At 52.3% G+C, this 26,324-nt stretch carries 21 protein-coding genes; 9 read left to right on the top strand and 12 right to left on the bottom strand.

The genetic code is table 11. The features are described 5' to 3' along the window. Window positions 1–36 precede the first annotated feature (36 nt). Window positions 37–1,092, top strand: coding sequence for a porin OmpA (gene ompA, locus KCR01S_RS15810; protein ID WP_061283771.1), 1,056 nt, complete (start codon window positions 37–39; stop codon window positions 1,090–1,092). Between the two features lie 81 nt (window positions 1,093–1,173). On the opposite strand, the gene matP is transcribed toward ompA, so the two are convergent. After that, window positions 1,174–1,629: a macrodomain Ter protein MatP gene (gene matP / locus KCR01S_RS15805; RefSeq protein WP_061283769.1), complete on the bottom strand. Its 456-nt coding sequence runs from the start codon at window positions 1,627–1,629 to the stop codon at window positions 1,174–1,176. A gap of 184 nt (window positions 1,630–1,813) precedes the next feature. Between matP and KCR01S_RS15800 the strand changes: the two genes are divergently transcribed. Together KCR01S_RS15800 and fabA are read left to right on the top strand one after the other, a co-directional pair. Continuing rightward, window positions 1,814–3,574 (top strand): AAA family ATPase, encoded by a 1,761-nt coding sequence (locus KCR01S_RS15800; protein ID WP_061283767.1) that lies wholly within the window; start codon window positions 1,814–1,816, stop codon window positions 3,572–3,574. Window positions 3,575–3,643: 69 nt separating this feature from the next. Beyond that, window positions 3,644–4,162 carry a bifunctional 3-hydroxydecanoyl-ACP dehydratase/trans-2-decenoyl-ACP isomerase gene (gene fabA, locus KCR01S_RS15795; protein ID WP_003035875.1) on the top strand — a complete coding sequence of 173 codons (519 nt, stop codon included), beginning with the start codon at window positions 3,644–3,646 and terminating at the stop codon, window positions 4,160–4,162. A 96-nt stretch (window positions 4,163–4,258) separates the two neighbouring features. Here the strand turns inward: fabA and rmf are convergent, their stop codons facing one another. From rmf to rlmKL, 6 genes are all read right to left on the bottom strand, one after another. Further along, window positions 4,259–4,426, bottom strand: coding sequence for a ribosome modulation factor (gene rmf, locus KCR01S_RS24310; protein ID WP_052284062.1), 168 nt, complete (start codon window positions 4,424–4,426; stop codon window positions 4,259–4,261). Window positions 4,427–4,681: 255 nt separating this feature from the next. Continuing rightward, entirely contained in the window at window positions 4,682–5,245 is a 564-nt protein-coding gene (gene pqiC, locus KCR01S_RS15790; RefSeq protein ID WP_061283765.1) for a membrane integrity-associated transporter subunit PqiC, read from the bottom strand. Beyond that, complete coding sequence (gene pqiB / locus KCR01S_RS15785) at window positions 5,245–6,882, bottom strand: intermembrane transport protein PqiB (protein ID WP_061283763.1); 1,638 nt, start codon at window positions 6,880–6,882, stop codon at window positions 5,245–5,247. The genes pqiC and pqiB overlap by 1 nt, the downstream gene beginning before the upstream one ends. 4 nt (window positions 6,883–6,886) lie before the next feature. Then, window positions 6,887–8,146: a membrane integrity-associated transporter subunit PqiA gene (pqiA, locus tag KCR01S_RS15780; protein ID WP_061283761.1), complete on the bottom strand. Its 1,260-nt coding sequence runs from the start codon at window positions 8,144–8,146 to the stop codon at window positions 6,887–6,889. 13 nt (window positions 8,147–8,159) lie between these two features. After that, window positions 8,160–10,067, bottom strand: coding sequence for an ABC transporter ATP-binding protein (locus KCR01S_RS15775; RefSeq protein ID WP_061283759.1), 1,908 nt, complete (start codon window positions 10,065–10,067; stop codon window positions 8,160–8,162). 12 nt (window positions 10,068–10,079) lie between these two features. Then, the gene (rlmKL, locus tag KCR01S_RS15770; protein ID WP_061283757.1) at window positions 10,080–12,185 is read right to left on the bottom strand and encodes a bifunctional 23S rRNA (guanine(2069)-N(7))-methyltransferase RlmK/23S rRNA (guanine(2445)-N(2))-methyltransferase RlmL; all 2,106 of its coding nucleotides are present in this window, start codon (window positions 12,183–12,185) and stop codon (window positions 10,080–10,082) included. A 98-nt stretch (window positions 12,186–12,283) separates the two neighbouring features. Here rlmKL and KCR01S_RS15765 point away from each other — a divergent pair, with 98 nt between their 5' ends. Further along, the gene (locus KCR01S_RS15765) at window positions 12,284–13,393 is read left to right on the top strand and encodes a YcbX family protein (protein ID WP_061283756.1); all 1,110 of its coding nucleotides are present in this window, start codon (window positions 12,284–12,286) and stop codon (window positions 13,391–13,393) included. Here KCR01S_RS15765 and zapC read toward each other — a convergent pair. Continuing rightward, complete coding sequence (zapC, locus tag KCR01S_RS15760) at window positions 13,390–13,932, bottom strand: cell division protein ZapC (RefSeq protein ID WP_061283754.1); 543 nt, start codon at window positions 13,930–13,932, stop codon at window positions 13,390–13,392. The genes KCR01S_RS15765 and zapC overlap by 4 nt on opposite strands. 164 nt (window positions 13,933–14,096) lie before the next feature. Next, window positions 14,097–15,107 (bottom strand): quinone-dependent dihydroorotate dehydrogenase, encoded by a 1,011-nt coding sequence (pyrD, locus tag KCR01S_RS15755; RefSeq protein ID WP_061283752.1) that lies wholly within the window; start codon window positions 15,105–15,107, stop codon window positions 14,097–14,099. A gap of 251 nt (window positions 15,108–15,358) precedes the next feature. Here pyrD and ssuE point away from each other — a divergent pair, with 251 nt between their 5' ends. After that, window positions 15,359–15,934, top strand: a complete 576-nt coding sequence (gene ssuE / locus KCR01S_RS15750; protein ID WP_061283750.1) for an NADPH-dependent FMN reductase — start codon at window positions 15,359–15,361, stop codon at window positions 15,932–15,934. Window positions 15,935–16,058: 124 nt separating this feature from the next. On the opposite strand, the gene pepN is transcribed toward ssuE, so the two are convergent. Further along, window positions 16,059–18,671, bottom strand: a complete 2,613-nt coding sequence (gene pepN, locus KCR01S_RS15745) for an aminopeptidase N (RefSeq protein ID WP_061283748.1) — start codon at window positions 18,669–18,671, stop codon at window positions 16,059–16,061. Between the two features lie 264 nt (window positions 18,672–18,935). Between pepN and pncB the strand changes: the two genes are divergently transcribed. The 4 genes from pncB (at window position 18,936) to KCR01S_RS15725 (ending at window position 24,875) form a co-directional block, all read left to right on the top strand. Then, window positions 18,936–20,138 carry a nicotinate phosphoribosyltransferase gene (pncB, locus tag KCR01S_RS15740; protein ID WP_061283746.1) on the top strand — a complete coding sequence of 401 codons (1,203 nt, stop codon included), beginning with the start codon at window positions 18,936–18,938 and terminating at the stop codon, window positions 20,136–20,138. 167 nt (window positions 20,139–20,305) lie between these two features. Then, the gene (gene asnS, locus KCR01S_RS15735; protein WP_061283744.1) at window positions 20,306–21,706 is read left to right on the top strand and encodes an asparagine--tRNA ligase; all 1,401 of its coding nucleotides are present in this window, start codon (window positions 20,306–20,308) and stop codon (window positions 21,704–21,706) included. A 615-nt stretch (window positions 21,707–22,321) separates the two neighbouring features. After that, the gene (locus tag KCR01S_RS15730; RefSeq protein ID WP_061283742.1) at window positions 22,322–23,500 is read left to right on the top strand and encodes a porin; all 1,179 of its coding nucleotides are present in this window, start codon (window positions 22,322–22,324) and stop codon (window positions 23,498–23,500) included. A gap of 184 nt (window positions 23,501–23,684) precedes the next feature. Next, window positions 23,685–24,875, top strand: a complete 1,191-nt coding sequence (locus tag KCR01S_RS15725; protein ID WP_061283740.1) for an amino acid aminotransferase — start codon at window positions 23,685–23,687, stop codon at window positions 24,873–24,875. 80 nt (window positions 24,876–24,955) lie between these two features. On the opposite strand, the gene KCR01S_RS15720 is transcribed toward KCR01S_RS15725, so the two are convergent. Beyond that, window positions 24,956–25,603 (bottom strand): MBL fold metallo-hydrolase, encoded by a 648-nt coding sequence (locus KCR01S_RS15720; protein WP_061283738.1) that lies wholly within the window; start codon window positions 25,601–25,603, stop codon window positions 24,956–24,958. A 65-nt stretch (window positions 25,604–25,668) separates the two neighbouring features. Then, window positions 25,669–26,220 carry a peptidoglycan L,D-endopeptidase MepK gene (gene mepK, locus KCR01S_RS15715; protein WP_061283736.1) on the bottom strand — a complete coding sequence of 184 codons (552 nt, stop codon included), beginning with the start codon at window positions 26,218–26,220 and terminating at the stop codon, window positions 25,669–25,671. Window positions 26,221–26,324 lie beyond the last annotated feature (104 nt).

Below are 26,324 nucleotides of genomic sequence, written 5' to 3'. Positions count from 1 at the left end.
TCATGGCAAATTTTGGATGATAACGAGGCGCAAAAAATGAAAAAGACAGCTATCGCGATTGCAGTGGCACTGGCAGGCTTCGCTTCTGTAGCGCAGGCCGCTCCGCAAGACAACACTTGGTATGCTGGTGGTAAACTGGGCTGGTCTCAGTTCCATGACACCGGTTGGTACCAGAGTGACCTGAACAACAACGGCTCTACCCACAACAGCCAGCTGGGCGCAGGCGCGTTCGGTGGCTACCAGGTTAACCCGTACGTTGGTTTCGAAATGGGTTACGACTGGCTGGGCCGTATGGAATACACCGGCAGCCAGACTAACGGTGCTCTGAAAGCTCAAGGCGTTCAGCTGACCGCTAAACTGGGTTACCCAGTAACTGACGATCTGGACATCTACACTCGTCTGGGTGGTATGGTATGGCGTGCTGACTCCAGCAACAACATTGCTGGCGATCACCACGACACCGGCGTTTCCCCAGTATTCGCTGGCGGCGTTGAGTGGGCTGTGACTCGTGACATCGCTACCCGTCTGGAATACCAGTGGGTTAACAACATCGGCGACGCAAACACCGTTGGTGTTCGTCCTGACAACGGCATGCTGAGCGTAGGCGTTTCCTACCGTTTCGGCCAGCAGGATGCAGCAGCTCCAGTAATCGCTCCAGCTCCGGCTCCAGCTCCAGAAGTACAGACCAAACACTTCACTCTGAAGTCTGATGTTCTGTTCAACTTCAACAAATCTACCCTGAAACCAGAAGGTAAGCAGGCTCTGGATCAGATGTACAGCCAGCTGAGCAACCTGGATCCGAAAGACGGTTCCGTAGTGGTTCTGGGCTTCACTGACCGCATCGGTTCTGACGCTTACAACCAGGGTCTGTCCGAGAAACGTGCACAGTCCGTCGTTGATTACCTGGTATCTAAAGGTATCCCTTCTGACAAAATCTCCGCACGTGGCATGGGCGAAGCTAACCCAGTTACCGGCAACACCTGTGACAACGTGAAAGCGAAAGCTGCACTGATCGACTGCCTGGCACCAGATCGTCGCGTAGAGATCGAAGTTAAAGGTAGCAAAGACGTTGTAACTCAGCCTCAGGCATAAGTTCTCGTCTAATAAAAAACCCCGCGCTGCGGGGTTTTTTTTACCTATCGGTTTTACATCGTCAAATGTAGGCGACAAAGCCTATTTGTCTTTGCCAAGCATCGCTTCAAGATCCTGCTTAAGGCTGGACATCTTAGTGGCGTACTTCTCTTTGTTTTCAGCATCTTCAATCAGTTGCACGACGGTTTCCGATAGCGTTTTTCCACGCCGTTGCGCTAAACCGGCCAACCGCTGCCAGACAGCAAACTCTAAGTCGATAGACTTTTTACGCGTATGCTGGTGTTCAGCATTGAAGTGGCGCTTACGGCGTGCGCGAATCGTCTGCTTCATTCGGTTAACCAGTTGCGGATTAATATTCTGGGTAATCCAGTCATTAACCTGAACCGGCTCATGTTCCAGTTTCAGCAAAACATCGACAGCCTCTTGTGCGGCGCTGGCTTCAATGTAGCGGGTGATGGATTCGCCTTCCCGGTGCTTTTTCACCAGGTATTTCCACTTCCAGCCGCTTTCAAGATTTTCCAGTTGTTGATATTTCATTGCGATCTCAGTGTGACCGTGTAACTCTTTTCAGAATAACAGTTTTTTCCCAATGTGCTGAGAAGAAATCTGCAACTGTGATGCGGATGAGGCCAACGCCCGAAGATACTTCCCTATTCTCCGTGAGCTTCCCGTTGGCATCAGGTATAATCACGCACTTTACATCTGACTAAAAATAGCGACATTGACTATAAATACTCTTTCCCGGCGCTTTCTCGCCCCCGCGACTGAAGCATTTCAGGCGCTATTTGCCCAGCCTGATCTGGCCTCAGAGAACGATTCCTTATTCAGCGAGCTGCAGGCGCGTTTACATTACGCGCTGGAACAGTTCCTTCATCCGCAGGGGGTCTCCCCTTTCTTGCTGGTAAAAGCCCCAGAAGAAAAAGAGTACCTGCAGCTTCTTAAGCAAACAACGCTGTCGTTACGCGAAGATCATGAAGCGACCCTAACGGGCGTTAACTATCATGTGAACGGCAGTAAAGTTACGCTCACGCCCGCGCGTAATGCTGATGACAATTTTGCCAGTTCGGGCCCCGTTATCTATGCCGACTGGATCGAAGCCGAGCAGCTGTTTGGCTGCGTGCGCCAGTTCAATGGTGAAATTACCCTTCAGCCAGGCCTGGTTCACCAAGCCAACGGCGGCATTCTGATCCTGTCTCTGCGTACGTTAATGGCTCAACCGCTGCTGTGGATGCGTTTGAAAAACATCGTCTCCCAGCAGCGATTTGACTGGTTGACCTTCGACGATGCACGTCCGCTACCCGTTAGCATCCCTTCCATGCCCCTCACCCTCAAAGTCGTACTGATGGGCGATCGCGATTCACTTGCTGATTTCGAGGAAATGGAACCAGAGCTGGCAGAAACATCGCTCTACAGCGAGTTTGAAGACAACCTGCAAATCAGCGATGAAGAGACGCTCAAGCAGTGGTGCCAGTGGGTCTGGAACGTTGCGCGCGAGAAATCGCTTCCTGGCTTGGCTGCCGATGCATGGCCATTGCTCATGCAGGAAGGTGCGCGCGACAGTGGCGATCAAGAGATTATGCCACTCTGCCCGCTGTGGATCGCTCGTCAACTGCGTGAAGCAGCGCCGTTTACGGACAATGGCATCATCAACGCGGAACAGCTCAAAACGATGCTTGAGCAGCGTCAATGGCGTGAAGGTTTCCTTGCTGAGCGTATGCAGGATGAAATTCTGCTCGAGCAGATCCTGATTGAAACCGAAGGCGAATGTATTGGCCAGATTAACGCGCTTTCCGTTATCGATTTTCCTGGCCACCCGCGTCCGTTTGGTGAACCTTCTCGTATCACCTGTGTAGTCCATATTGGTGATGGTGAATTTACTGATGTTGAGCGTAAAGCTGAACTCGGCGGTAATATTCATGCCAAAGGGATGATGCTTATGCAGGCCTTCCTGATGGCGGAGCTTGATCTGGAGCAGCAACTGCCGTTCTCCGCGTCGCTGACGTTTGAGCAGTCATACAGTGAAGTGGACGGCGATAGCGCGTCTATGGCCGAACTGTGTGCGCTTATTAGCGCCCTGGCTAATGTGCCAATCAATCAGAGCATCGCGATGACTGGCTCGGTCGATCAGTTTGGTCGTGCCCAGCCGGTAGGCGGCCTGAATGAGAAAATTGAAGGCTTCTTTGCAATCTGCGCACAGCGCGGTTTAAGCGGCTCGCAGGGGGTTATCATTCCTTCCTCTAACGTCCGCCATTTAAGTCTCTCAACTGAAGTACAGGAAGCCGTTGAAGCGGGTACGTTCTCTATTTGGGCTATCGATGATGTCAGCGATGCGTTGCCGCTTCTGACACAGCTCAACTGGGATGGTGAAGGTCAAACTCTCCTGCAAACGATTCAGGAGCGTATCGCCCAAGCCACTCAACAGGAGCCACGCCACCGTTATCCGTGGCCGTTACGTTGGCTCAACCGTGCGCAATCCAACTGATCGGACTTGTTCAGCGTACACGTGTTAGCTATCCTGCGTTCCGAACTTAAAATAAGGCTTACTTAAAACATGGTAGATAAACGCGAATCCTATACAAAAGAAGACCTTCTTGCCTCTGGTCGCGGTGAACTGTTTGGCGCAAAAGGCCCGCAGTTACCTGCTCCGAGCATGCTGATGATGGATCGTGTCATTAAAATGACCGAAACCGGCGGCAACTTTGACAAAGGTTATGTTGAAGCTGAGCTCGATATTAATCCGGACCTGTGGTTCTTCGGTTGTCACTTTATTGGCGATCCCGTGATGCCTGGCTGTCTGGGTCTGGATGCAATGTGGCAGTTGGTTGGTTTCTACCTGGGCTGGCTGGGTGGCGAAGGCAAAGGCCGTGCGCTCGGCGTCGGTGAAGTCAAATTTACCGGTCAGGTTCTGCCAACAGCGAAAAAAGTGACCTACCGCATTCACTTCAAGCGCATCGTTAACCGTCGTCTGATCATGGGTCTGGCGGATGGTGAAGTTCTGGTTGACGGCCGTCTGATCTACACCGCGAACGACCTGAAAGTGGGTCTGTTCCAGGATACTTCTGCATTCTAATGCGATTTGCCGTCAGTCTTGCTGGCGATAGATTAGTGTTGTGAATCAAAAGGCGAAACCTCCGCAATGCGGAGGTTTCTTTTTAAAGAGACAGTGTCAGGCAACTACTGCCCTGTCCTCCATGGCTTCTCGCCAGCCTCCCAGCCAGTGAGACCTCTGGTTAATAGTCTGGTAAGGACACATTTCTTTCGACCGTCCGGTAATCCCGGCCTGGTATCCACGCTGATGTGCCCTATCCAGGCGATCTCTTTTTTGTCTCTTCATGCCTCGTTTCCCTCATATCTTGGTCTGGTGGAAAAGAAAACAGTGGTTACAAAGTATGCGACCACATAATACGAATACCGCTAAAAAATGGCCCCGTCAATGCGCAGAATTCATACCAATGTCATATTTGTGAGCTAATCAGAAGTTCATTTGTACAAAAAACGTGATGTGGCATAAGTAACCAATTGAAGCCAGACATAAAAAAACCGCCGGCGGTTTTACACCGACGGCGGTCCTTAGAACAATTAATTCTATTTATGGTTGGCGATTGATAATCTGGGCAATAGCGCTCGCTTCCTGTTTCCAGGCTTCGGCCAGAACCTTCACCATCGCATCATAGCCATCCTGCTGCTGAGCCATTTCGATATGGAATGGACGCTTAGTCAGTTGCCCCTGATGATTCAGCAACCATTCACCGCTCACCACCACTTTTCCATCATAACGGCCATGGAAACCAGTTACCGACATATTCAGCGTATCCTGGTCGCTGCCCAGCGGCTGCGATGAGATCACCCAACCTGGAAGCTGATTACTCAGGTTAGAAACCAACGTGGTGCGCAGTTGTTGATCCAGTGGACTCGCCCAAAGGTTATTGTTGGCAATAACATACTGAACATCGCTGGTCTGATATACCACGCCGCTACCGGCCAGAAAATCCGGTACGCTAACCTGCTCAACCCAAAGCATACGTTGGCTTGCGGTAGTGCCGTTTTGCACGGTTCCCGTTGCCAGCGGCAGCTGGTAATAGGTCTTGTTCTCCCCACCGCTACTGCAGGCCGCCAACAGGCAGACCGCAGCCAGTACTAACCACTTTTTCATTATTTCGCCCTCTTAGGCTCTGGATCTTTTTTATCCTTCGCTTCGAATACCAGCGCGTTACTCTTCTCATTCAGGGTTTTCAACACTGGCTGCAGTTCACGCAATACCTGATCCAGACGCTGCATATCGGCCACCATTTTGTTGTAAGCCGCAGAACCTGGCTGGAAGCCTTGCATACTCCGGTTCAACTCGCGCAGCGTTTTCTGCATATCAGCGGGTAGCTGTTGCGCAGACTGGCTTGCGGTGATCTTATTCAGATTATCCAACGTCGTTTGCAGACGACGCATCGTATTCTGACTTTCCGTCAGCGTATTCGTTGCCTGTTCAACCATCGGCGTCAGCGGCAAGTTATTGAACTTATCCAGCGTCTCCATCACTCGTTGCTGGATTTGCGCCAGGCCACCACTCACTGAAGGAATGATCGCCACGCCGTCGAACGCTTTCACGTTAGACACCGGCGGCTCTTTTGGATAGAAGTCGAGATCGATATACAGCGCACCCGTGACCAGATTCCCGGTCTTCAGCGAGCCGCGCAGGCCGCGCTCAATCAGCGCAGGCAGATGGCCTCGAATATCAGGACTTTCGCCGAACTGGGCGGCAAGCCGCTCAGGCTCAATCTGGATTTTAACCGGAATACGATAGTCGCTGGTCAATGACTGATGCAGTCCAGGCACAAAATACGGTACCTGCGCCACGGTTCCCAAGCGGATACCGCGGAATTCAACCGGTGCTCCCACCTGCAAGCCCCGAACCGAATCTTTAAAGAACATCAGGTAATCAATATGCTGGGTATACAGCGAGTCCTGAATGCTTTTCTGATCGTCGTAGAGTTTGAATTCAGTCTTCTCGGCAATGGGTTGGCCCAGTTCGACTCCTTCCGGAACATCAAAGCTCACCCCGCCGCTAAATAGCGTCGACAGCGATCCCATCTCCACGCGCATCCCGGCAGAGGTGAGATCAACCGCCACGCCGCTGTCTTTCCAGAAACGAACGTTGCTGGTGACCAGACGGTCATTTGGCGCACTGATAAATAGCTGATAAGAGATGCTACGGTTTTTCGGGTCGAAGGTACTGGTTTCAACCGAACCTACCCGATAGCCGCGAAAGAGCACCGGATCGCCCGGATTAAGCTGCCCTGCTTTTTTACTGTCGAGCACTACGCGAATGCCTTTGGCATCCGGTGGCGCGAGCGGCGGTGCGTCAAGCAGCTGATAATTTCCCGGCTCTGGGCCTTTTGAACCGGGCTGCAGTTCAATATAGGCACCGGACAATAGCGTCCCAAGACCGCTGATCCCTTCGCGACCAATTTGTGGCTTAACCACCCAGAAGACGGAGTCCTTATGCAGCAGCTTTTCCATACCGGAGTTCAGCCGCGCTTTAATTTCCACATGCGTCAGGTCATCAGTCAATGTGGTACTCACCACAACCCCGACGTCCACGCTACGGCTTTTAATCGTGGTTTTACCACCTTCAATGCCTTCGGCGTTGGTGGTAATCAGCGTCACCTCCGGCCCCTGATGGCTGTAATGGTAAAACAGTATCCAGGCGCCGATCAGCGCCGTGACGATCGGGAAGATCCAAACGGGAGACCAGTTTTTCACTTTCTGCACGTTTGCCTCCCCACTCTTGGTTTCCATGCTATTACGACTCCTCATGGCTTGATTCAGGTTCCCGATCCCAGGACAGACGCGGATCAAAGGTCATTGCTGAGAACATGGTCATTATGACAACCAACGCAAACATCAGCGCGCCAATTGCCGGATAGATATTCATTAACCCCCCAATGCGCACCAGCGCGGAAAGCACCGCAATGACAAAGACATCAATCATTGACCAGCGCCCCACGAACTCCACCACTTCATAAATCAGGTGCATTCGTTCACTATCCTGATGGCGCCGTTTGAGCCCGTTTGCGTCCAGACACAGCCAGGCAATCGCGATCATCTTTAGCGTCGGGACCATAATACTGGCAATGAAAATCACCATAGCCACCGGATACGATCCCTCACTCCACAGTAAAATCACCCCGGCAATAATCGTCGACGGCATTTTGTCGCCCAGCAGATCGGTAATCATGATCGGCAAAATGTTGGCAGGAAGATAAAGCATGATTGACGTTACCAGCAGCGCAACCGTCCACTGCAGGCTATTTTTACGTCGGACATGGCCTTTACTATGGCAACGCGGGCATTCATGGAGATCGGCGGGGAGAATCGCCGTGCAGCAAGAGCAGGAACGCAGCCCCTGGCGAATTCCGGTAATTCCCGGCTTTAACGGCCGTGAAAGTACCGGCATCGCGCCGATATCGTCCCATAGCCAGCGGCGATCGACACACTGGAAAGTGCGCAATTGCAGCAAACAGAAGAGGCACCAGGGCAGGAAGCTGCTGCCAACGCCAATGTCGCCATAGGCCATGAGCTTCACAAAGCTCACCAGCACCCCAGCAAGGAAGATTTCCGCCATTCCCCAGGTTTTGAGCGTAAACAAAATACGCGCGAGAAATGTTTTAAGCCTGTAGGGCATTCTGACCTGATTAACCAGCAGCAGAATGGCGATCAGGCAAAACGCTGGCACCAGTTGTACAAACAACAGGAAAAAGGTGCCAAGGCTGGCATAGTCTTCAGAAAACATGACGCTTGGGATTTCCAGCAGCTCAATTTCGCTGCTGACCCCTGCCACATTCATGCTGATAAAGGGAAACAGGTTCGCCAATATCAGCATAAAGAGCGCGACCAGGACGTACGCCGTTGGGCGCCGTCTGGGTTCATCCCACGAGGTGGTCAGCGTTGTACCACAGCGTGGGCAATTTGCCTTATGTCGGTGCTCAAGGTGCGGCAACGCCACCAGCATGTCACACTGTGAACACAGAATATGCTGCGCAGCATGATGTTGTTCGCACATGAAAAGTCCTCAGTCAGGCGCCGTTTTTCAACGCTTCCAGATATTCCCAGCGTTCAAACGCTTCTTCCAGCGCTTGTTCAGCCTGCGCCATCTCCGCCAATACCTTTTGGGTATGGTCATGCGGCTGGCTAAAGAATGTCGCATCAGCTACCTGTAGCTGTAAGGCTTCCAGGTCCGCTTCCAGTTTTTCCAGCTTTTGCGGCAACTGTTCCAGTTCGCGCTGCAGGTTATAGCTTAATTTGCTTGCCGTTCGTTTGACAGTTTCTGCTTTTGGTTGAGCCGGTTCCGGAGTTTTCTTCACAACCGCCTGTTGGCGGGGCTGCGACTGCGCCTGCTGTCCACGCGCATCATGATAGCCGCCGACATAACGACCAATACGCCCTTCGCCTTCGAAGATCCAGCATTCCGTCACGGTATTGTCCACGAATTGACGATCGTGGCTCACCAACAGCACGGTCCCCTGGTAGCCGTCGATCAGCTCTTCCAGTAATTCGAGCGTTTCGACATCCAGGTCGTTGGTTGGTTCATCGAGAATCAGCAGGTTGCTTGGTTTCAGGAACAGTCGGGCCAACAGCAGACGGTTACGTTCACCGCCGGACAGCGCGCGAACCGGGGTCATCGCCCGCTTAGGATGGAACAGGAAGTCCTGCAGATAGCCCAACACATGGCGTGGCTTACCGTTAACCATGACTTCTTGCTTACCTTCCGCCAGGTTGTCCATCACCGTTTTGTCCGGATCGAGCTCTGCCCGGTGCTGGTCGAAGTAGGCCACTTCCAGCTTGGTACCCACATGAATACGTCCGCTATCGGCCTGCAGCTGGCCCAGCATCAACTTGAGCAGCGTGGTTTTACCGCAGCCGTTTGGACCAATCAGCGCAATTTTATCGCTACGCTGCACCTGCGCGGAGAAATCTCTCACCAGCACTTTGCCGTCAACCTGGTAGTTCACGTCTTCCATTTCAAAGACGATCTTACCGGATCGAGAGGCCTCTTCGACCTGCATCTTCGCGCTGCCCATCACTTCACGACGGGCGCTGCGTTCATTACGCATCGCTTTCAGCGCGCGGACGCGGCCTTCGTTACGGGTACGACGGGCTTTAATCCCTTGACGGATCCACACCTCTTCCTGCGCCAGTTTGCGGTCGAATTCGGCGTTTTGCAGTTCTTCAACGCGCAGCGCCTCTTCTTTTTCTACCAGGTATTGATCGTAATTGCCCGGATAGGTCACCAGATTACCACGATCGAGATCGACGATGCGGGTTGCCATGTTGCGGATGAACGAACGGTCGTGCGAGATGAAAATGATCGTTCCCTTGAAGGCCTTCAGGAAGCCTTCGAGCCAATCGATAGTTTCAATATCCAGGTGGTTCGTCGGTTCGTCAAGCAGCAGAACGCGCGGTGCGCTAACCAGCGCACGGCCCAGCGCCGCTTTACGCAGCCAGCCACCGGAAAGCGATGCCAGTTCGGTATCCGCTTTCAGGCCCAGCTGATCCAGCACTTCATTAATACGGTTTTCCAGCTGCCACAGCCCGTGGTTATCCAGCTGTTCCTGGACTTTCGCCAGCTCTTGCAGATTTTTGTCGCTCGGATCGGTAATCACCAGATGCGAAATATCATGATAGCGCTTGAGATAAACCGCCTGCTCCGCAATCCCTTCGGCGACGAAATCGTAAACGCTTCCCTCTACGTTACGCGGCGGATCCTGCTGCAGACGCGCCACAACCAGATCTTGCTCGTAGATGATACGCCCGTCGTCCAGCCCCAGCTCACGATTGAGGATTTTCATCAGCGTCGATTTGCCCGCGCCGTTACGGCCTACCAGGCAGACGCGTTCGTTGTCCTCAATGTGCAATTCGGCATTATTGAGAAGCGGCGCGTCGCTGAACGACAGCCAGGCGCCATGCATACTAATTAATGACATTCTTTATTCCTTTCAGGCCGCGGTAATCAGCCAGCAGTTGTGGATCTGACGGTTGCGGGCAAAATCTGGCGACTGCGTTTTTTGGGTAATATCTTGTGCTTTCAGTCCCAGTTCAGCCAGCCCGTCGTGATCCATACGGAAACCGCGTTTGTTGTTGGAGAACATGATGGTGCCGCCTTTACGCAGCAGACGTTTCAGATCTTTCATCAGGCGCAGATGGTCGCGCTGAACATCAAACGCATCTTCCATACGTTTGGAGTTCGAGAAGGTCGGGGGATCGATGAAGATCACGTCGAATTGTTCGTCGGTATCGCGCAGCCAGGACAACACGTCGGCCTGCATCAGGCGATGTGGTCGGCCGGTCAAACCATTCAGGCGCAGGTTGCGCTCAGCCCATTCCAGATAGGTGCGAGACATATCAACGGTCGTGGTGGAGCGCGCCCCACCGAGACCCGCATGCACGCTAGCGCTGCCGGTATAAGAGAACAAGTTAAGGAAATCCTTACCCTTACTCATCTGACCCAGCATACGACGGGCAATACGGTGGTCGAGGAACAGGCCGGTATCCAGATAATCGGTCAGGTTGACCCACAGGCGCGCGTAATACTCGCTCACCTGCATGAAATCCCCCTTCTCGTTCATCTTCTGATACTGATTTTTGCCCTTCTGGCGTTCGCGGGTTTTCAGCACCAGTTTATTTGGCGCAATACCGAGTACGGAGATGGTTACGGCGATGATATCAAACAGACGCTGGCGCGCTTTGTTCGCATCGACGGTTTTCGGTGGCGCATACTCCTGGACCACAACCCAATCGGCATAACGGTCAACGGCAACGTTATATTCCGGGAGATCAGCGTCATACAGACGATAGCATTCGATACCTTCCTGCTTCGCCCACTTTTCATATTTCTTCAGATTCTTACGCAGACGGTTGGCATAATCTTCGGCCACTGTCGCTTTCGTTTCACCGGTGCTTTCGGCCAGGTGATAGTTTTTCTGCACACAGTCCAGCGGGCCGTTTTTGGCTTTAAACTGGCGCTCGGCGCGCAGAGACACACAGCTTAACAACTCAGGCGAGGCGCTAAACAGTGATAAATTCCAGCCACCAAATTGGCTTTTCATGGTACGGCCCAGCAGGCTATGCAGTGCAATCAGCGCCGGTTCACTTTCCAGACGTTCACCGTACGGCGGGTTACTGATCACCGTGCCGTATGGGCCTTTCGGCAATGGATTGCTAAGCTGGGCAACGTCTTTTTCTTCAAAGGTGATAAGCTCGCCAATACCCGCACGACGGGCGTTGCTACGTGCAATTTCAACAACGCGTCGATCAGTATCAGAACCATAGAAACGCGATTCATAGGCGGCTAAACCCGCACGGGCGCGCGTTTGAGCATCCGCTTTGACTTCTTGCCAGATAACGTCGTCATGCTGCGCCCAGCCGCTAAAGCCCCAGTGGCTACGATGCAGCCCCGGCGCACGGTCGGTGGCCCACATTGCCGCTTCAATCAGCAGCGTACCGGAACCACACATAGGATCGAGAAGCGGCGTGCCCGGCACCCAGCCAGAACGCATCACGATAGCCGCTGCGAGGTTTTCTTTGATCGGCGCCATCCCGGTACGGTCACGATAGCCGCGCAGGTGCAGGCCGTCACCGCTCAAGTCGAGCGAAATATAGGCCGTTTCTTTGTTCAGACGAACGTTGATACGCAGATCGGGATTTTCGCGATCGACGTTAGGGCGTGGCAGATTTTTGCGCGTAAAGGCATCAACGATGGCATCTTTCACCTTCAACGCACCGTACTGGCTGTTACGAATGCTATCGTTCAGACCGCCGAAGCTCACCGCAAAGGTGGCATCCGGGGTAAAGATCGATGTCCAGTCGATAGCCTGTACGCCAAGATAAAGATCGAGATCGCTCCAGACGCTACATTCTCCCAGCGGCATCATGATGCGCGACGCCAGGCGACTCCACATCAGGCTTTTGTACAGAAGCTGCGTATCGCCCTGGAAATGGACGCCACCCTGGGTGATCTGGCACTCTTGTGCACCCAGACCTTCCAGTTCAGTTTTTAACAGCTCTTCCAGCCCACGGGCCGTACTGGCAAACAGAGAATTCATATCGTCACTTTTACTCGCAGAAAATTGTTGCGCATTATAGCCAATCTGTAGCCCATGTCATAAAGTTAAAGGCTTAATTTCGACTCAGGGATAGCGTTGTGGCTACATTATCGCGGCTTTTTATTCATCCGGTGAAATCGATGCGGGGTATTGGTCTTACGCATGCGTTCGCTGATATTAGCGGATTCGCATTTGACCGCATTTTCATGATTACCGAATCTGATGGCACTTTTATCACCGCCCGTCAGTTTCCAGCGATGGTGCGCTTCACCCCCGCCGTCCTGCACGATGGTTTACATCTCACCGCCCCCGACGGCAGCAGCGCGCTCGTGCGTTTTGCTGATTTTACCGGGCAGGCATCGCCGACCGAAGTGTGGGGCAATCATTTTACCTCGCGTATTGCTCCGGACGCTATCAATCAGTGGCTATCTCCCTTCTTTAAGCGCGAGGTTCAGCTTCGCTGGCTTGGAACTGACCTCACTCGTCGCGTAAAACGCCACGATGCGGTGCCGCTCTCTTTTGCCGACGGCTTTCCTTTTTTACTCACTAACGAAGCTTCGCTGCGCGATCTTCAGCAGCGCTGTCGGGCCAGCGTTCAGATGGAGCAGTTCCGTCCGAACCTGGTGGTAACCGGCGTCGAGCCCTGGGCTGAGGATAGCTGGAAAACCATCCGCATCGGTGCGGTAGTGTTTGATGTCGTGAAACCCTGCAGCCGCTGCGTCTTTACCACCATCAGTCCAGAAAAAGGGCAAAAACACCCGAGCGGCGAGCCGCTTAGTACGCTGCAATCCTTCCGCACCGACCCCGCCAGTGGCGACGTCGACTTTGGCCAGAACCTGATTGCCCGTAATAGCGGGGTGATTCGCGTAGGCGATGAGGTTGAAATTTTGACGACTGGTCCGGCAAAAATCTACAGCGCGGGGAAAAGTGATGACGCGGTGGCATCGCCGGTTCAGCAAAATGCGTTGGTGGATATCGACTGGGAGGGGACAACCTTCGGTGGCAATAATCAGCAAATTTTACTTGAGCAGCTTGAACAGCAAGGCATCCGTGTACCCTACTCCTGCCGTGCGGGGCTATGTGGAAGCTGTCGGGTGACGCTGCTGGATGGGGAAGTGAATCCGCTGAAGAAAAGCGCGATTCGCGATGATGGCACCATTCTGAGCTGCAGTTGCGTACCGAAAACAGCGCTGAAGCTAAAGCGTTAAACGGCCTGTTCCAGGCTGTAGCCGTCCAGCCCCGGCTGAGGTTGCAGCCTGTCGTTCATCACTTTAATCGGATCCCCCAACTGCATCGTGCGGCCAGCCAGCACCAAACCCGGCTGAGCGAGCAGACAGAGCGCGGCGTTTTCGCCGGGCTCAACCACCAGCAGATTCACCTGACTGTCGTCATCGCTAAGCCACACGCAGGCGGCGTCTCCGGTAGTCGGGGACCATGTGTCCTGATGCGCGCGAAAATGCCAGCTTTTCGGCATCTGCGGTTTAAGGAAACGAATGGCCACCAGCGCATTTAAGATCAGTTCAGCACGATGTTCTTTCGATAACACAAGGTCACGGCATTTTTCTTCAAAGGAAAAATAGAGTGCGGCATCATCAACGCAAAAACCGGTGGGATCGAAAGCATCGGGAGTTAACATTCGGCGAGCAAAACGCGAGCGAAATAACATGCCATTGGCTAAATCGAGCATCATACGATCGTGCTCTTCATCATAATACCAGCGCCAGTTATCATCAGGTTTAATTCGCATTTGTCTCCCCCATCATTTTCGCGTCCATTGCTTTGCCTGTTCTTCCGTTGCGTTACTTTGCCTTAAATAATAAAAGACCAATATGTTTAAATAAGCAACAATATGGAAATATAAAGCAACCAGGGCCGGAAATAAAGCCCTGGATCACATTACGAGGAAAAAGACTAGATATGAGTAATGATTTCTTTAATCAGCGGTGGGCCTTTAAAAATAAACCCGGAATAGATCTGCACCAACGAAGCCCCGGCAGCAATCTTCTCGCGGGCCGCAATCACTGAGTCAATCCCACCGACGCCAATAATAGGTAACTGGCCTTTTAATTCCGCCGACAGCATACGAATAATCTCGGTGCTTTTTAATTGTAATGGACGACCGCTTAATCCACCCATTTCATCACAATGTTTCATCCCCTGAACCAGAGAACGATCTAATGTCGTGTTGGTTGCGATTACCCCATCAATATTATGGCGAACTAAACTATCGGCAACCTGGATCAACTCTTCATGAGAAAGATCCGGCGCGATCTTTACGGCCACTGGAACGTATTTATGGTGTTTTTCCTGGAGTTCAGATTGTTTATTTTTAATACCAGAAAGTAAATCATCCAGCGCTTCACCATATTGCAGCGTACGCAGCCCTGGGGTATTTGGTGAAGAGATATTTATCGCAATATAACCGGCATAGGCATAGATTTTTTCCATACAAATCAGATAGTCATCTTTACCTTGTTCGACAGGGGTATCTTTATTCTTACCGATATTAATCCCCAGAATACCGTCGAAATGCGCTTTTTTAACGTTCTCAACCAGGTTATCAACGCCGTGGTTATTGAAGCCCATGCGGTTGATCAAACCTTCAGCATCGACCAGGCGGAACAAGCGCGGCTTGTCGTTACCCGGCTGCGGGCGTGGCGTGACGGTACCGATCTCGATCGAACCGAATCCCATAGCCCCTAAGGCATCAATACATTCACCATCTTTATCCAGACCCGCTGCCAGACCCAGTGGATTTTTAAACGTCAGTCCCATACAGGTGACCGGTTTTTCCGGCAACTTCTGGCGCACTAACGCTTCCAGCGGTGTTCCGGTAATACGGCGTAATTGTTGAAACGTTAATTCATGAGCGCGCTCTGGATTGAGCTGAAAAAGTGCTTTACGAACGAAGGGATAGTACATGAACTCTCCTGGATTCCCGGTGTGCAAACCGGGGGCGTATTATGTGCGATCTTGCTAAGAAAGGGAATTGACCTATGGCAAAAAAAGCGCAATCGTTTTCCTATCTATCGCCAAGGTAGCCCCAGTCCATATGCATTTTCTGATAAACCAACGTCAGAAAAAGTATTTCGCCTCTCCTGATGCCTCTGACACACTAACGCAAATGTTATCAATTATAGATTAATGTTTGTTTTTGGTTATAAGGAGAGAATATGCGCGTCATTACTTTAGCAGGTAGCCCCCGCTTTCCTTCTCGCTCCAGCGCCCTGCTCGAGTACGCTCGAGAGAAACTATCGGCGGCGGATGTTGAAGTGTTTCACTGGCATCTACAGAATTTTGCGCCAGAAGATCTGTTTCATGCCCGGTTTGACAGCCCCGCGCTGCAAACCCTCACCGAACAATTAGCCCATGCGGACGGGCTGATAATCGCGACGCCTGTCTATAAAGCATCGTTCGCCGGCGCGTTGAAAGCCTTGCTCGACTTACTGCCGGAACGCGCACTGGAAGGTAAAGTGGTGTTGCCGCTGGCAACCGGTGGCACCGTCGCGCATATGCTGGCGGTCGATTACGCGCTGAAACCCGTATTAAACGCGCTGAAGGCACAGGAAATTCTGCAAGGTGTATTTGCCGACGATAGCCAGGTAACCGACTATCAGCATAAGCCGCAGTTTAGCCAGAATCTCCACAATCGCCTTGATAGCGCGCTGGAGACATTCTGGCAGGCGTTACATCGCCGGGATATTCAGGTGCCAACTCTTGGGGCCGCGCGAAAGCTTGAGCATGTTTGATAAAAAAAACGCCGCGTGGATAACCCAGCGGCGTTTTTTGTCCCCTTTTACGGGAGTACAGCCAACCATAACGTGACCAGAGTGACCCGGAGTTAGCGTAAACGCCTCGTCCGGGGGATCAACGTTACGCTAGCGCTTTTGCAATCTTCTCGTACAGATCGCCAGACAGATTATCCAGCCCTTTCAGCTGTTCCAACGCAGCACGCATCAGCGACTGACGTTTCGCATCATAGCGTTTCAAACGAATAAGCGGCTCAATCAAGCGTGAAGCCACCTGCGGGTTACGGCTATTCAACTCGGTCAGCATTTCCACCAGGAACTGGTAACCGCTACCGTCTTCTGCGTGGAATGCCGCTGGGTTACTGCCCGCAAATGCGCCAATCAGGGAGCGAATGCGGTTCGGGTTGTTCATGCTGAAGGAACGGTGGTTTAACAGCTTACGTACCGTTGCCAGCACATCATCTGCAGGGCTTGTTGCCTGTAGAATCAGCCACTTATCCATCACCAGCCCGTCTTTATGCCACTTATCGTCGTACTCCTGCATCAACGCATCGCGGCACGGCAGCTCGGCGGCCACGGCAGCAGACAGAGCAGCCAGCGCATCGGTCATGTTGTCGGCGTCGTGATACTGCTGGCTCACCAGCTTATCCGCCAGCTCAGCGTCACCAAATGCCAGGTAACGCAGGCAGGTATTACGTAACGAACGTTTACCGATATCCGCATGTTCAACGCGATAGCTATCGAGCTTGTTCGCATTATAGATGGCCAGACATTCGTCGGCCAACTCGCTAGCCAGCGTCCGAGTCAACGCCTCGCGTACCGCCGCAATGGCAATAGGATCGATAATCTCGAACAGCTCAGCAATCTCGCTAGCCGACGGCAGCGTCAGAATTTCAGCCGCCAGCGCCGGATCGATCTTCTCATCCAGCAGGATCGCGCGGAATGCATCAGCAACGTGGATCGGCAGCGACAGTGGTTGACCCTGCTGATGGCGATTCACATTCAGTTTGATATAAGTCGCCAGCAGACTCTGCGCGGCATCCCAGCGGGAGAAATCATTGCGCGCGTGACGCATCAGGAAGGTCAGCTGCTGATCGCTCCATTTATATTCCAGTTTCACTGGCGCGGAGAATTCACGCAGTAACGATGGCACTGGCTGGAAGTAGACGTTATCAAACACGAAAGTCTGCTCGGCCTGAGTTACATTCAGTACGTGGTGTACCGGATGACCATCTTTCTGCAGTGGGATCACTTTGCCTTCGTTATCGTAGAGCTCGATATCGAACGGGATATGCAGCGGGAGTTTTTCCTCTTGCTCCGCCGTTGCCGGCGTGCGCTGGCGAATGGTCAGCGTGTACTGCTCGGTTTCCGGATTGTAGTCATCGTGAACGCTGACAATTGGCGTACCGGCCTGGCTATACCAGCGGCGGAAATGGGACAGATCGACGTTCGATGCGTCTTCCATCGCCTGAACAAAATCATCACAGGTTGCCGCGCTGCCGTCGTGGCGTTCAAAGTAGAGCTGCATCCCTTTCTGGAAGTTCGTTTCGCCCAGCAGCGTGTGCAGCATGCGAATCACTTCCGCCCCTTTTTCATACACCGTCAGGGTGTAGAAGTTATTCATTTCAATTACTTTATCCGGGCGGATTGGGTGCGCCATTGGGCTGGCATCTTCCGCAAACTGCAGGCCGCGCATGGTGCGCACGTTGCTGATGCGGTTGACCGCGCGTGAACCCAGATCGGAGCTGAACTCCTGATCGCGGAATACCGTCAGGCCCTCTTTCAGGCTTAGCTGGAACCAGTCGCGGCAGGTTACGCGGTTACCTGTCCAGTTATGGAAATATTCATGGCCAATCACGCGCTCAATATCGAGATAGTCTTTATCCGTGGCGGTATCAGTACGCGCCAACACATATTTGGAGTTAAAGACGTTCAACCCTTTATTTTCCATCGCCCCCATATTAAAGAAGTCGACGGCAACGATCATATAGATGTCGAGATCGTATTCGAGGCCGAAACGCTCTTCATCCCACTTCATGGAGTTTTGCAGTGAGGTCATCGCCCACGGCGCGCGGTCAAGGTTGCCACGGTCAACGAACAGCTCTAGCGCCACTTCACGCCCGGAGCGCGTTTTAAAGGTATCGCGGAGCACATCGAAGTCACCGGCCACCAGCGCAAACAGATAGCACGGTTTTGGGAACGGGTCCTGCCACTGCACCCAGTGACGGCCGTTGTCCAGTTCGCCTTCGGCAATACGGTTGCCGTTGGAGAGCAGGAACGGATATTTACTCTTATCCGCGGTAATTTTGGTGGTAAAGCGGGCCAGCACGTCCGGACGGTCGAGATACCAGGTGATATGGCGGAAACCTTCAGCTTCACACTGAGTGCACAGCGCTTCGCCAGACTGATACAGACCTTCCAGGGCCGTGTTAGCCGCAGGGCTAATTTCATTCACAATCTTCAGGGTGAATTGTTCTGGCAGACCCGCGATAACCAGCTGGCTTCCCTCTTCTTTATAGTCTGTCCACGGTTCACCGTTAACATGAAGGGAGACCAGCGTTAAATCTTCACCATCCAGACGAAGCGGCACATCAGACGCTGCGTGGCGGGAAACCTGGCTTTCCGCTGTCACGACGGTTTTTGCGGCATCCAGGTCAAAGGCCAGGTCAATATCACTAATCAGGTAGTCCGGCGCACGGTAATCGTGGCGGTACTTGGCTTGGGGCTGTTGTGTCATAAAAAACCTTTAGCATCTTATGTAAATGTCATCCCCAGTCTATTCCTGTTGTGTTAATCACGCTACGCAGAATCTTCATCTTTTCCAGTCAAATAGGGAAAAATGATACATTTACGCAACATAACGCACAAAACGCATGAGTGGCTCTTCGTGCCTTATGTTGTGATCGGGGTTCAATAAATCGATAAACAAGGTATACTCCAGCGATTCTCCCCTGTTGTTTATTGTACTAAACGCTCCTGTGAGAGGATGCTACTGCGCACCATGACACAATTCGCTTCCCCTGTTCTGCACTCGCTGCTGGATACAGATGCCTACAAACTGCATATGCAGCAGGCCGTTTTCCACCACTACTACGATGTTAATGTAGCGGCCGAATTCCGCTGCCGTGGAGACGATCTGCTAGGTATTTATGCTGACGCAATTCGCGAACAAGTCGACGCCATGCGTTCTCTTACGCTGCAAGATGACGAATATCACTGGCTGTCTGGACTTCCTTTCTTTAAACAAGACTACCTGACCTGGCTGCGTGATTTTCGCTACGATCCGCAACAGGTGACCGTCACCAACGACAATGGCAAACTCAATATTCGTCTTGAGGGCCCGTGGCGTGAGGTCATTATGTGGGAAGTCCCACTGCTGGCCGTGATTAGCGAACTGGTTCACCGTTACCGTTCGCCAGAAAATGGCGTGCCGGAAGCGCTGGCCATGCTGGAACGTAAGCTCACCGATTTTAATCAAATGACGGCCGACATCGACATGTCTGCCTTTAAGCTCATGGATTTCGGTACCCGCCGTCGTTTCTCACGCGATGTACAGGAAGCGATTGTCAGCCGACTGCAGCAGGAGTCGTGGTTCACCGGCACCAGCAACTATGATTTGGCACGCCGCCTGACGTTGACCCCGATGGGAACCCAGGCACACGAGTGGTTCCAGGCGCACCAGCAAATTAGTCCGGATCTGGCCACCAGCCAACGCGCGGCATTGGCCGCCTGGCTGACGGAATATCCTGACCAGCTCGGCATCGCCCTGACCGACTGTATTACCATGGACGCATTCCTGCGCGATTTTGGCCCTGAATTTGCCACCCGCTATCAGGGGCTGCGCCACGACTCGGGTGACCCGTTTGAATGGGGCGAAAAAGCCATCAGCCATTATCAGAAGCTGGGCATCGATCCGTTAACCAAAGTGCTGGTGTTCTCTGATAACCTCGATTTGGCAAAAGCCATCGAGCTTTACCGCCATTTCTCATCGCGCGTGAATTTAAGTTTTGGGATCGGCACTCGCCTGACCTGCGATATCCCTCAGGTCAAACCGCTGAATATTGTCATCAAGCTGGTGGAGTGTAACGGCAAACCTGTGGCTAAGCTGTCGGACAGCCCTGGGAAAACCATTTGCCACGACAAAGCGTTTGTCCGCGCGTTACGAAAAGCGTTCGATCTCCCGCAGATCAAAAAGGCCAGTTAATCATCAAAGGGAGCCGCCAGGCTCCCTTCTTCTTTATTTATTTAGCAAAACACCCTCTCCCCATGCGAATTCTGCTTGTCTGATAGAAGATGACAGGTAACATAGATATCCCCCCGCAGTGATGGGGAAAACGATTTTTTTATTGGACTACGAATAGAGAGACTATTATGAGCGTTGTGCCTGTAGCCGACGTACTCCAGGGCCGCGTAGCCGTTGACAGCGAAGTCACCGTGCGCGGCTGGGTACGTACCCGCCGAGATTCAAAAGCTGGCTTTTCCTTCCTGGCCGTCTATGACGGTTCCTGCTTTGATCCTGTACAGGCCGTTATTAATAATTCTCTGCCCAATTACAATCAGGAAGTGCTGCGTCTGACCACCGGCTGTTCCGTTATTGTCACCGGTAAGATTGTCGCCTCTAAGGGCGAGGGTCAGAGTTTTGAAATTCAGGCCACCAGCGTCGAAGTGACCGGCTGGGTTGAAGATCCCGATACTTATCCAATGGCGGCTAAACGCCACAGCATTGAGTATCTGCGCGAAGTAGCGCATATGCGTCCACGTACCAACCTGATTGGCGCGGTCGCTCGCGTTCGTCACACGCTGGCACAGGCGCTGCACCGCTTCTTCGATGAGCAAGGCTTCTTCTGGGTTTCCACGCCGCTTATCACCGCGTCCGATACCGAAGGCGCAGGCGAAATGTTCCGCGTTTCTACGCTGGATATGGAAAACCTGCCGCGTAACGATCAGGGCAAAGTGGACTACGACAAAGATTTCTTTGGGAAGGAAGCTTTCCTGACCGTTTCCGGTCAGCTGAACGGCGAAACCTATGCCTGTGCGCTGTCTAAAATCTACACCTTTGGCCCGACTTTCCGTGCGGAAAACTCCAACACCAGCCGCCACCTGGCAGAGTTCTGGATGCTGGAGCCGGAAGTTGCGTTTGCCGATTTGGCTGATAACGCCGCGCTGGCAGAAGCCATGCTGAAGTACGTCTTCAAAGCCGTGCTGACCGAGCGTGCGGACGATATGAAATTCTTCGCCGAGCGCGTTGATAAAGATGCTATCGAGCGTCTGGAACGTTTCGTCACCGCTGACTTCGCCCAGGTGGACTACACCGATGCGGTCACCATTCTGGAAAACTGCGGTAAGAAGTTTGAGAACCCGGTTTACTGGGGCGTGGATCTCTCTTCTGAACATGAACGCTATCTGGCTGAAGAACACTTCAAAGCGCCGGTGGTAGTGAAAAACTATCCGAAAGAGATCAAAGCGTTCTATATGCGTCTTAACGACGATGGCAAAACCGTAGCCGCCATGGACGTTCTGGCGCCAGGTATCGGTGAAATCATCGGGGGTTCCCAGCGTGAAGAGCGTCTGGACGTTCTTGATGCTCGTATGGCTGAAATGGGTCTGAACAAAGAAGACTACTGGTGGTACCGCGACCTGCGTCGCTACGGCACTGTGCCTCATTCCGGTTTTGGCCTCGGCTTCGAACGCCTGATTGCTTATGTGACCGGCGTACAAAACGTTCGCGACGTGATCGCGTTCCCAAGAACGCCGCGAAACGCAGCCTTCTAAGTTATCTGCCTCACAAAGGCCAGCCATCGTGCTGGCCTTTTTTACGCCACCTGCGGATTATGTAAAGAAATCTTTATTAAGTTTAACAAACCTAAACATCAAGACCTCGCCTTCCCCACTTTGTTACAGCCCATTTCCCGTCATCATTTCGTACAAAAAAACGTCGTTATTTTATTGCGTGTCAGAATTCGCTGAAGCCTTAGCACAGTTTTTAGTCAAAAACACAGCTATCCAGATGGCTAAAAAATGTCATAGGGAAAATATCACTCATCCGCTCAGTGCGATAAGAAAAAGCGTTATGCGAATAAAAGATAAGAAATTCATATTGATAGATAAGCAAGCGTTCATTTTTCCCGCGTGTGTCTCAGAATTTTGAGTTAGTTCACAAAGTTCCTCAAAATACACAAATTCTTACACATTATTTCTTTTGCTTACTAATTATTGATGTTTGTAGCATTTTCAGGCTAGCGAAAGAATGTTTTGAATGGAAAGATGCCTCTCAGACACATAAAGACACCAAACTCTCATCAATAGTTCCGTAAATTTTTATTGACGGAAGTAATCGCTGAAAGTCGAGAGTGTCTATAAAAAAAAACCTAATGAGGGTAATAAATAATGATGAAGCGTAATATCCTGGCAGTGGTTATCCCTGCTCTGCTGGTAGCTGGCGCAGCAAATGCTGCAGAAATCTACAACAAAAATGCCAACAAACTGGACTTCTATGGTAAGGCAGTTGGTGAGCACATTTGGACCACCAACGGCGACACCAGCAACGAAGATACCACTTATGCGCGTATCGGCTTTAAAGGCGAAACCCAGATCAACGATCAGCTGGTCGGTTACGGTCAGTGGGAATACAACATGGACGCCTCTAACGCCGAAGGCTCCCAGGGTACCAAAACTCGTCTGGCCTTCGCGGGTCTGAAATTTGGTGATGCCGGTTCTATCGACTACGGTCGTAACTACGGCGCGATCTACGACGTAGCGGCTTACACCGATATGCTGGTTGAATGGGGCGGCGATTCCTGGGCTGCTACCGACAACTTCATGAACGGTCGTTCTTCTGGCCTGCTGACCTACCGTAACAGCGATTTCTTCGGTCTGGTTGATGGTCTGAGCTTCGCGCTTCAGTATCAGGGTAAAAACGATCGCTCCAACCCAATTGCTGCGACCTACAACTCTGACGGCACCGTTAAAAACGTAGGCTACGGCGGCAACGGCGCTAAAGCAAACGGCGACGGCTTCAGCACCTCCGCTCAGTACGATTTCGGTAACGGTATCGCGCTGGCAGCTGGCTATGAAATTGCTGACCGTACCAACTCCCAGGTTAACCCTGGCAGCACCACCGTTGGTGGCGTGACCCACACATGGGCAAGCGCTGGCGGTAGCAAAGCTGAAGCATGGTCCACTGCAGCTAAATACGATGCTAATAACATCTATGCAGCAGTTATGTATGCTCAGACTCAGAATATGACTCGTGAAAATGACAACAACTTCGCGAACAAAACTCAGAACATCGAAGCTGTAGTTCAGTATCAGTTCGACTTCGGTCTGCGTCCGTCCATCGGCTACGTACAGTCCAAAGGTAAAGACCTGATCGCTCGTGGCGACTTCAAAGGCGGCGACGCGGATCTGGTTAAATACATCGAAGTCGGTACCTGGTACTACTTCAACAAGAACATGAACGTATACGCTGCGTACAAGTTCAACCTGCTGGACGACAACGCTTACTCCGCTGCAACTGAATTGGGTACCGACGACCAGGCTGCAGTAGGTATCGTTTACCAGTTCTAATCAGCAGACCCTCGCTGCTATATGCCTAAAAAGCAGGACTTCGGTCCTGCTTTTTTACGTTCCTAAGATGAAGATCGTAACTTTTGAAAAGCACCGCGCTTTTTGTCGCTAACGGTTGGCATTTTGTAAATCTACCGTTAACCTGATAGCGGATTTCCCCCGAACTTATAAATGGAACCTCGTCATGTTTGAGAACATCACCGCCGCCCCTGCCGACCCGATTCTGGGCCTGGCCGATCTGTTTCGCGCCGACGAACGCCCGGGAAAAATCAATCTCGGGATTGGTGTCTATAAAGACGAAACCGGTAAAACACCGGTTCTGACTAGCGTGAAGAAAGCAGAGCAGTATCTGCTGGAAAACGAAACCACCAAAAACTATCTCGGTATTGATGGTATTCCTGAATTCGGTCGTTGCACACAGGAACTGCTGTTTGGTAAAGGCAGCGCTATCGTCAGCGATAAACGCGCTCGCACCGCACAGACGCCTGGCGGCACCGGCGCACTGCGCGTCGCGGCAGATTTCCTCGCGAAAAACACTGACGTAAAACGTATTTGGGTTAGTAACCCAAGCTGGCCAAACCACAAGAGCGTGTTTGGCGCCGCGGGTCTGGAAGTACGTGAATACAACTACTACAGCGCGGAAAAACACGCCCTGGACTTCGATGCACTGCTGGCTAGCCTGAACGATGCTCAGGCCGGTGATGTGGTCCTGTTCCACGGCTGCTGCCATAACCCAACCGGTATCGATCCGACGCTTGAGCAGTGGCAACAGCTGGCCGCGCTGTCTATTGAAAAAGGTTGGCTGCCGCTGTTTGACTTTGCCTATCAGGGCTTCGCCCGCGGTCTGGAAGAAGATGCTGAAGGCCTGCGTGCCTTTGCCGCCCTGCATAAAGAACTGATTGTCGCGAGCTCTTACTCGAAGAACTTCGGTCTGTATAACGAGCGTGTGGGTGCCTGTACGCTGGTTACCGCAGATGCCGATACGGCCGACCGCGCGTTCAGCCAAATGAAAGCCGTTATCCGTGCCAACTACTCTAACCCGCCGGCTCACGGTGCTTCCGTGGTGGCAACCATTCTTAGTAACGATGCGCTACGTGCTATCTGGGAACAAGAACTGACCGATATGCGCCAGCGTATTCAGCGTATGCGTCTGTTGTTTGTGAACACGCTGCAGGAAAAAGGGGCGGGCCGCGACTTTAGCTTTATCACTAAACAGAACGGCATGTTCTCCTTCAGCGGTCTGACCAAAGAACAGGTTCTGCGCCTGCGTGAAGAGTTCGGTGTTTACGCGGTTGCTTCCGGTCGAATTAACGTCGCCGGTATGACACCAGACAATATGGCACCACTGTGTGAAGCCATCGTCGCCGTCCTGTAAATACCACCCCGGCCGGGTCTGCTCTTGCCGGGGTTTATCGCAGTGACAAAAAAGGCCGCTTTCGCGGCCTTTTTAATTTTTTACCAGACGGGTAGTTCATCCTGCAGGAATGGGTTATGCAAACGCTCGTGACCCAGCGTCGACATCGGCCCGTGCCCGGCAATAAACTTCACATCGTCGCCCAGCGGCAGCAGCTTACGCTTAATCGCGTCAATCAACTGCGCGTGGTCGCCGCGAGGGAAATCACTGCGCCCTACGCCACCTTTAAACAGGACGTCACCTGAGATCAGTAAACGCGCCCCATCGTCAAAAAAGACGACGTGACCCGGCGTATGCCCAGGGCAGTGCAGCACCTGTAGCTTCACATTACCGACGCTCACCGTATCGCCTTCGTTCAACCAGCGGTCCGGCGTCAACGGTTGGCAATCGTCAAGGCCAAACATCCGGCTTTGTGCAGGCAAACCCTGCAACCAGAACTCATCTTCCTTTTCCGGACCAATCACCGGCACACCGTAATGCTGCGCCAGTTCCGCCGCCGCACCCACATGATCAAGATGACCATGGGTCAGCAAAATTTGCTGCAACGTCACGCCAGCATCGGCAACCTGCTGTTTGATCGTTTCGGCGTCACCACCTGGATCGACAAGCGCCGCCAGCTTAGTTTGCTCACACCAGATCAACGAACAGTTTTGCGCGAAGGCAGTAACCGGAATAATGCGATAATTCATGCTGCTCCTGTTTATACTCATCACCGTTTAGTCCCATCAATGGCGCTAAACGATCGGGCCTAGAGTTACCAATGCCGTAACGGCCCGGTATCAATATGCACAAAGTTGCTACGTGGGTAATATCCTACACCACCTGCGCGCAGAGATAACGCAGCTTTGCGTACATTGCTTAAGGAAATACCTTCAATATGGAAATCCATTGCCTGCCCTTTCGTGTGATAGCTATGTTTTGCCACCCCACGGCTGTGCGATCGCAGCTCGTTATTGGTATCAACGGAGCGATATCCCGAAATCAATTGCACAGGTTTATTGGTGCCTAATAATCCCTGCAGGCGATAGAGCTGATCAAACAATGCCGGATCGATGCTCTTTATTTTATTCGCGCGATAGTCACGGAAAAAATGGTTTAGTTTTGCTAATTCATCCTGAATATAGCCTCGGCCGTCAAAAAACTCGGCTTTTATCAACTCACCTGTGTTCAGGTTATTCAGCGTTAAAATACGCGGACGTGGGGTCGAGAGGGTAGCAAATGCAGGCGTGGGTAAGATGGCAGCTGCGCCCAGCGCAACACCACCTAACGCCAGCAATTTGCGGCGATTAGCGTCAAATTTGTCCATGATAATCAGGTCTACAGTAGTAAATGTGATCGAAAAATATGCACTTCGGCGCACGTTAAGCACCTTACCGGGCATCAAAGCCAGCGTCAAGGCGGCCTGCAGCG

The sequence above is a fragment of the Kluyvera cryocrescens NBRC 102467 genome, from assembly GCF_001571285.1.
Taxonomy (GTDB): domain Bacteria; phylum Pseudomonadota; class Gammaproteobacteria; order Enterobacterales; family Enterobacteriaceae; genus Kluyvera; species Kluyvera cryocrescens.
The sequence above is the reverse complement of the archived record's forward strand: the minus strand, read 5'-3'. Positions and strand labels throughout refer to the sequence as shown.

Bases quoted from the DNA above. Each gene is read 5' to 3' on its own strand.
- rmf (WP_052284062.1), bottom strand. From the start codon at position 4,426: ATGAAGAGACAAAAAAGAGATCGCCTGGATAGGGCACATCAGCGTGGA.
- KCR01S_RS15775 (WP_061283759.1), bottom strand. From the start codon at position 10,067: ATGTCATTAATTAGTATGCATGGCGCCTGGCTGTCGTTCAGCGACGCG.
- pqiB (WP_061283763.1), bottom strand. From the start codon at position 6,882: ATGGAAACCAAGAGTGGGGAGGCAAACGTGCAGAAAGTGAAAAACTGG.
- pqiC (WP_061283765.1), bottom strand. From the start codon at position 5,245: ATGAAAAAGTGGTTAGTACTGGCTGCGGTCTGCCTGTTGGCGGCCTGC.
- asnS (WP_061283744.1), top strand. From the start codon at position 20,306: ATGAGCGTTGTGCCTGTAGCCGACGTACTCCAGGGCCGCGTAGCCGTT.
- KCR01S_RS15725 (WP_061283740.1), top strand. From the start codon at position 23,685: ATGTTTGAGAACATCACCGCCGCCCCTGCCGACCCGATTCTGGGCCTG.
- fabA (WP_003035875.1), top strand. From the start codon at position 3,644: ATGGTAGATAAACGCGAATCCTATACAAAAGAAGACCTTCTTGCCTCT.
- pqiA (WP_061283761.1), bottom strand. From the start codon at position 8,146: ATGTGCGAACAACATCATGCTGCGCAGCATATTCTGTGTTCACAGTGT.
- ssuE (WP_061283750.1), top strand. From the start codon at position 15,359: ATGCGCGTCATTACTTTAGCAGGTAGCCCCCGCTTTCCTTCTCGCTCC.
- rlmKL (WP_061283757.1), bottom strand. From the start codon at position 12,185: ATGAATTCTCTGTTTGCCAGTACGGCCCGTGGGCTGGAAGAGCTGTTA.
- KCR01S_RS15730 (WP_061283742.1), top strand. From the start codon at position 22,322: ATGATGAAGCGTAATATCCTGGCAGTGGTTATCCCTGCTCTGCTGGTA.
- ompA (WP_061283771.1), top strand. From the start codon at position 37: ATGAAAAAGACAGCTATCGCGATTGCAGTGGCACTGGCAGGCTTCGCT.
- pyrD (WP_061283752.1), bottom strand. From the start codon at position 15,107: ATGTACTATCCCTTCGTTCGTAAAGCACTTTTTCAGCTCAATCCAGAG.
- KCR01S_RS15720 (WP_061283738.1), bottom strand. From the start codon at position 25,603: ATGAATTATCGCATTATTCCGGTTACTGCCTTCGCGCAAAACTGTTCG.
- zapC (WP_061283754.1), bottom strand. From the start codon at position 13,932: ATGCGAATTAAACCTGATGATAACTGGCGCTGGTATTATGATGAAGAG.
- matP (WP_061283769.1), bottom strand. From the start codon at position 1,629: ATGAAATATCAACAACTGGAAAATCTTGAAAGCGGCTGGAAGTGGAAA.
- pncB (WP_061283746.1), top strand. From the start codon at position 18,936: ATGACACAATTCGCTTCCCCTGTTCTGCACTCGCTGCTGGATACAGAT.
- mepK (WP_061283736.1), bottom strand. From the start codon at position 26,220: ATGGACAAATTTGACGCTAATCGCCGCAAATTGCTGGCGTTAGGTGGT.
- pepN (WP_061283748.1), bottom strand. From the start codon at position 18,671: ATGACACAACAGCCCCAAGCCAAGTACCGCCACGATTACCGTGCGCCG.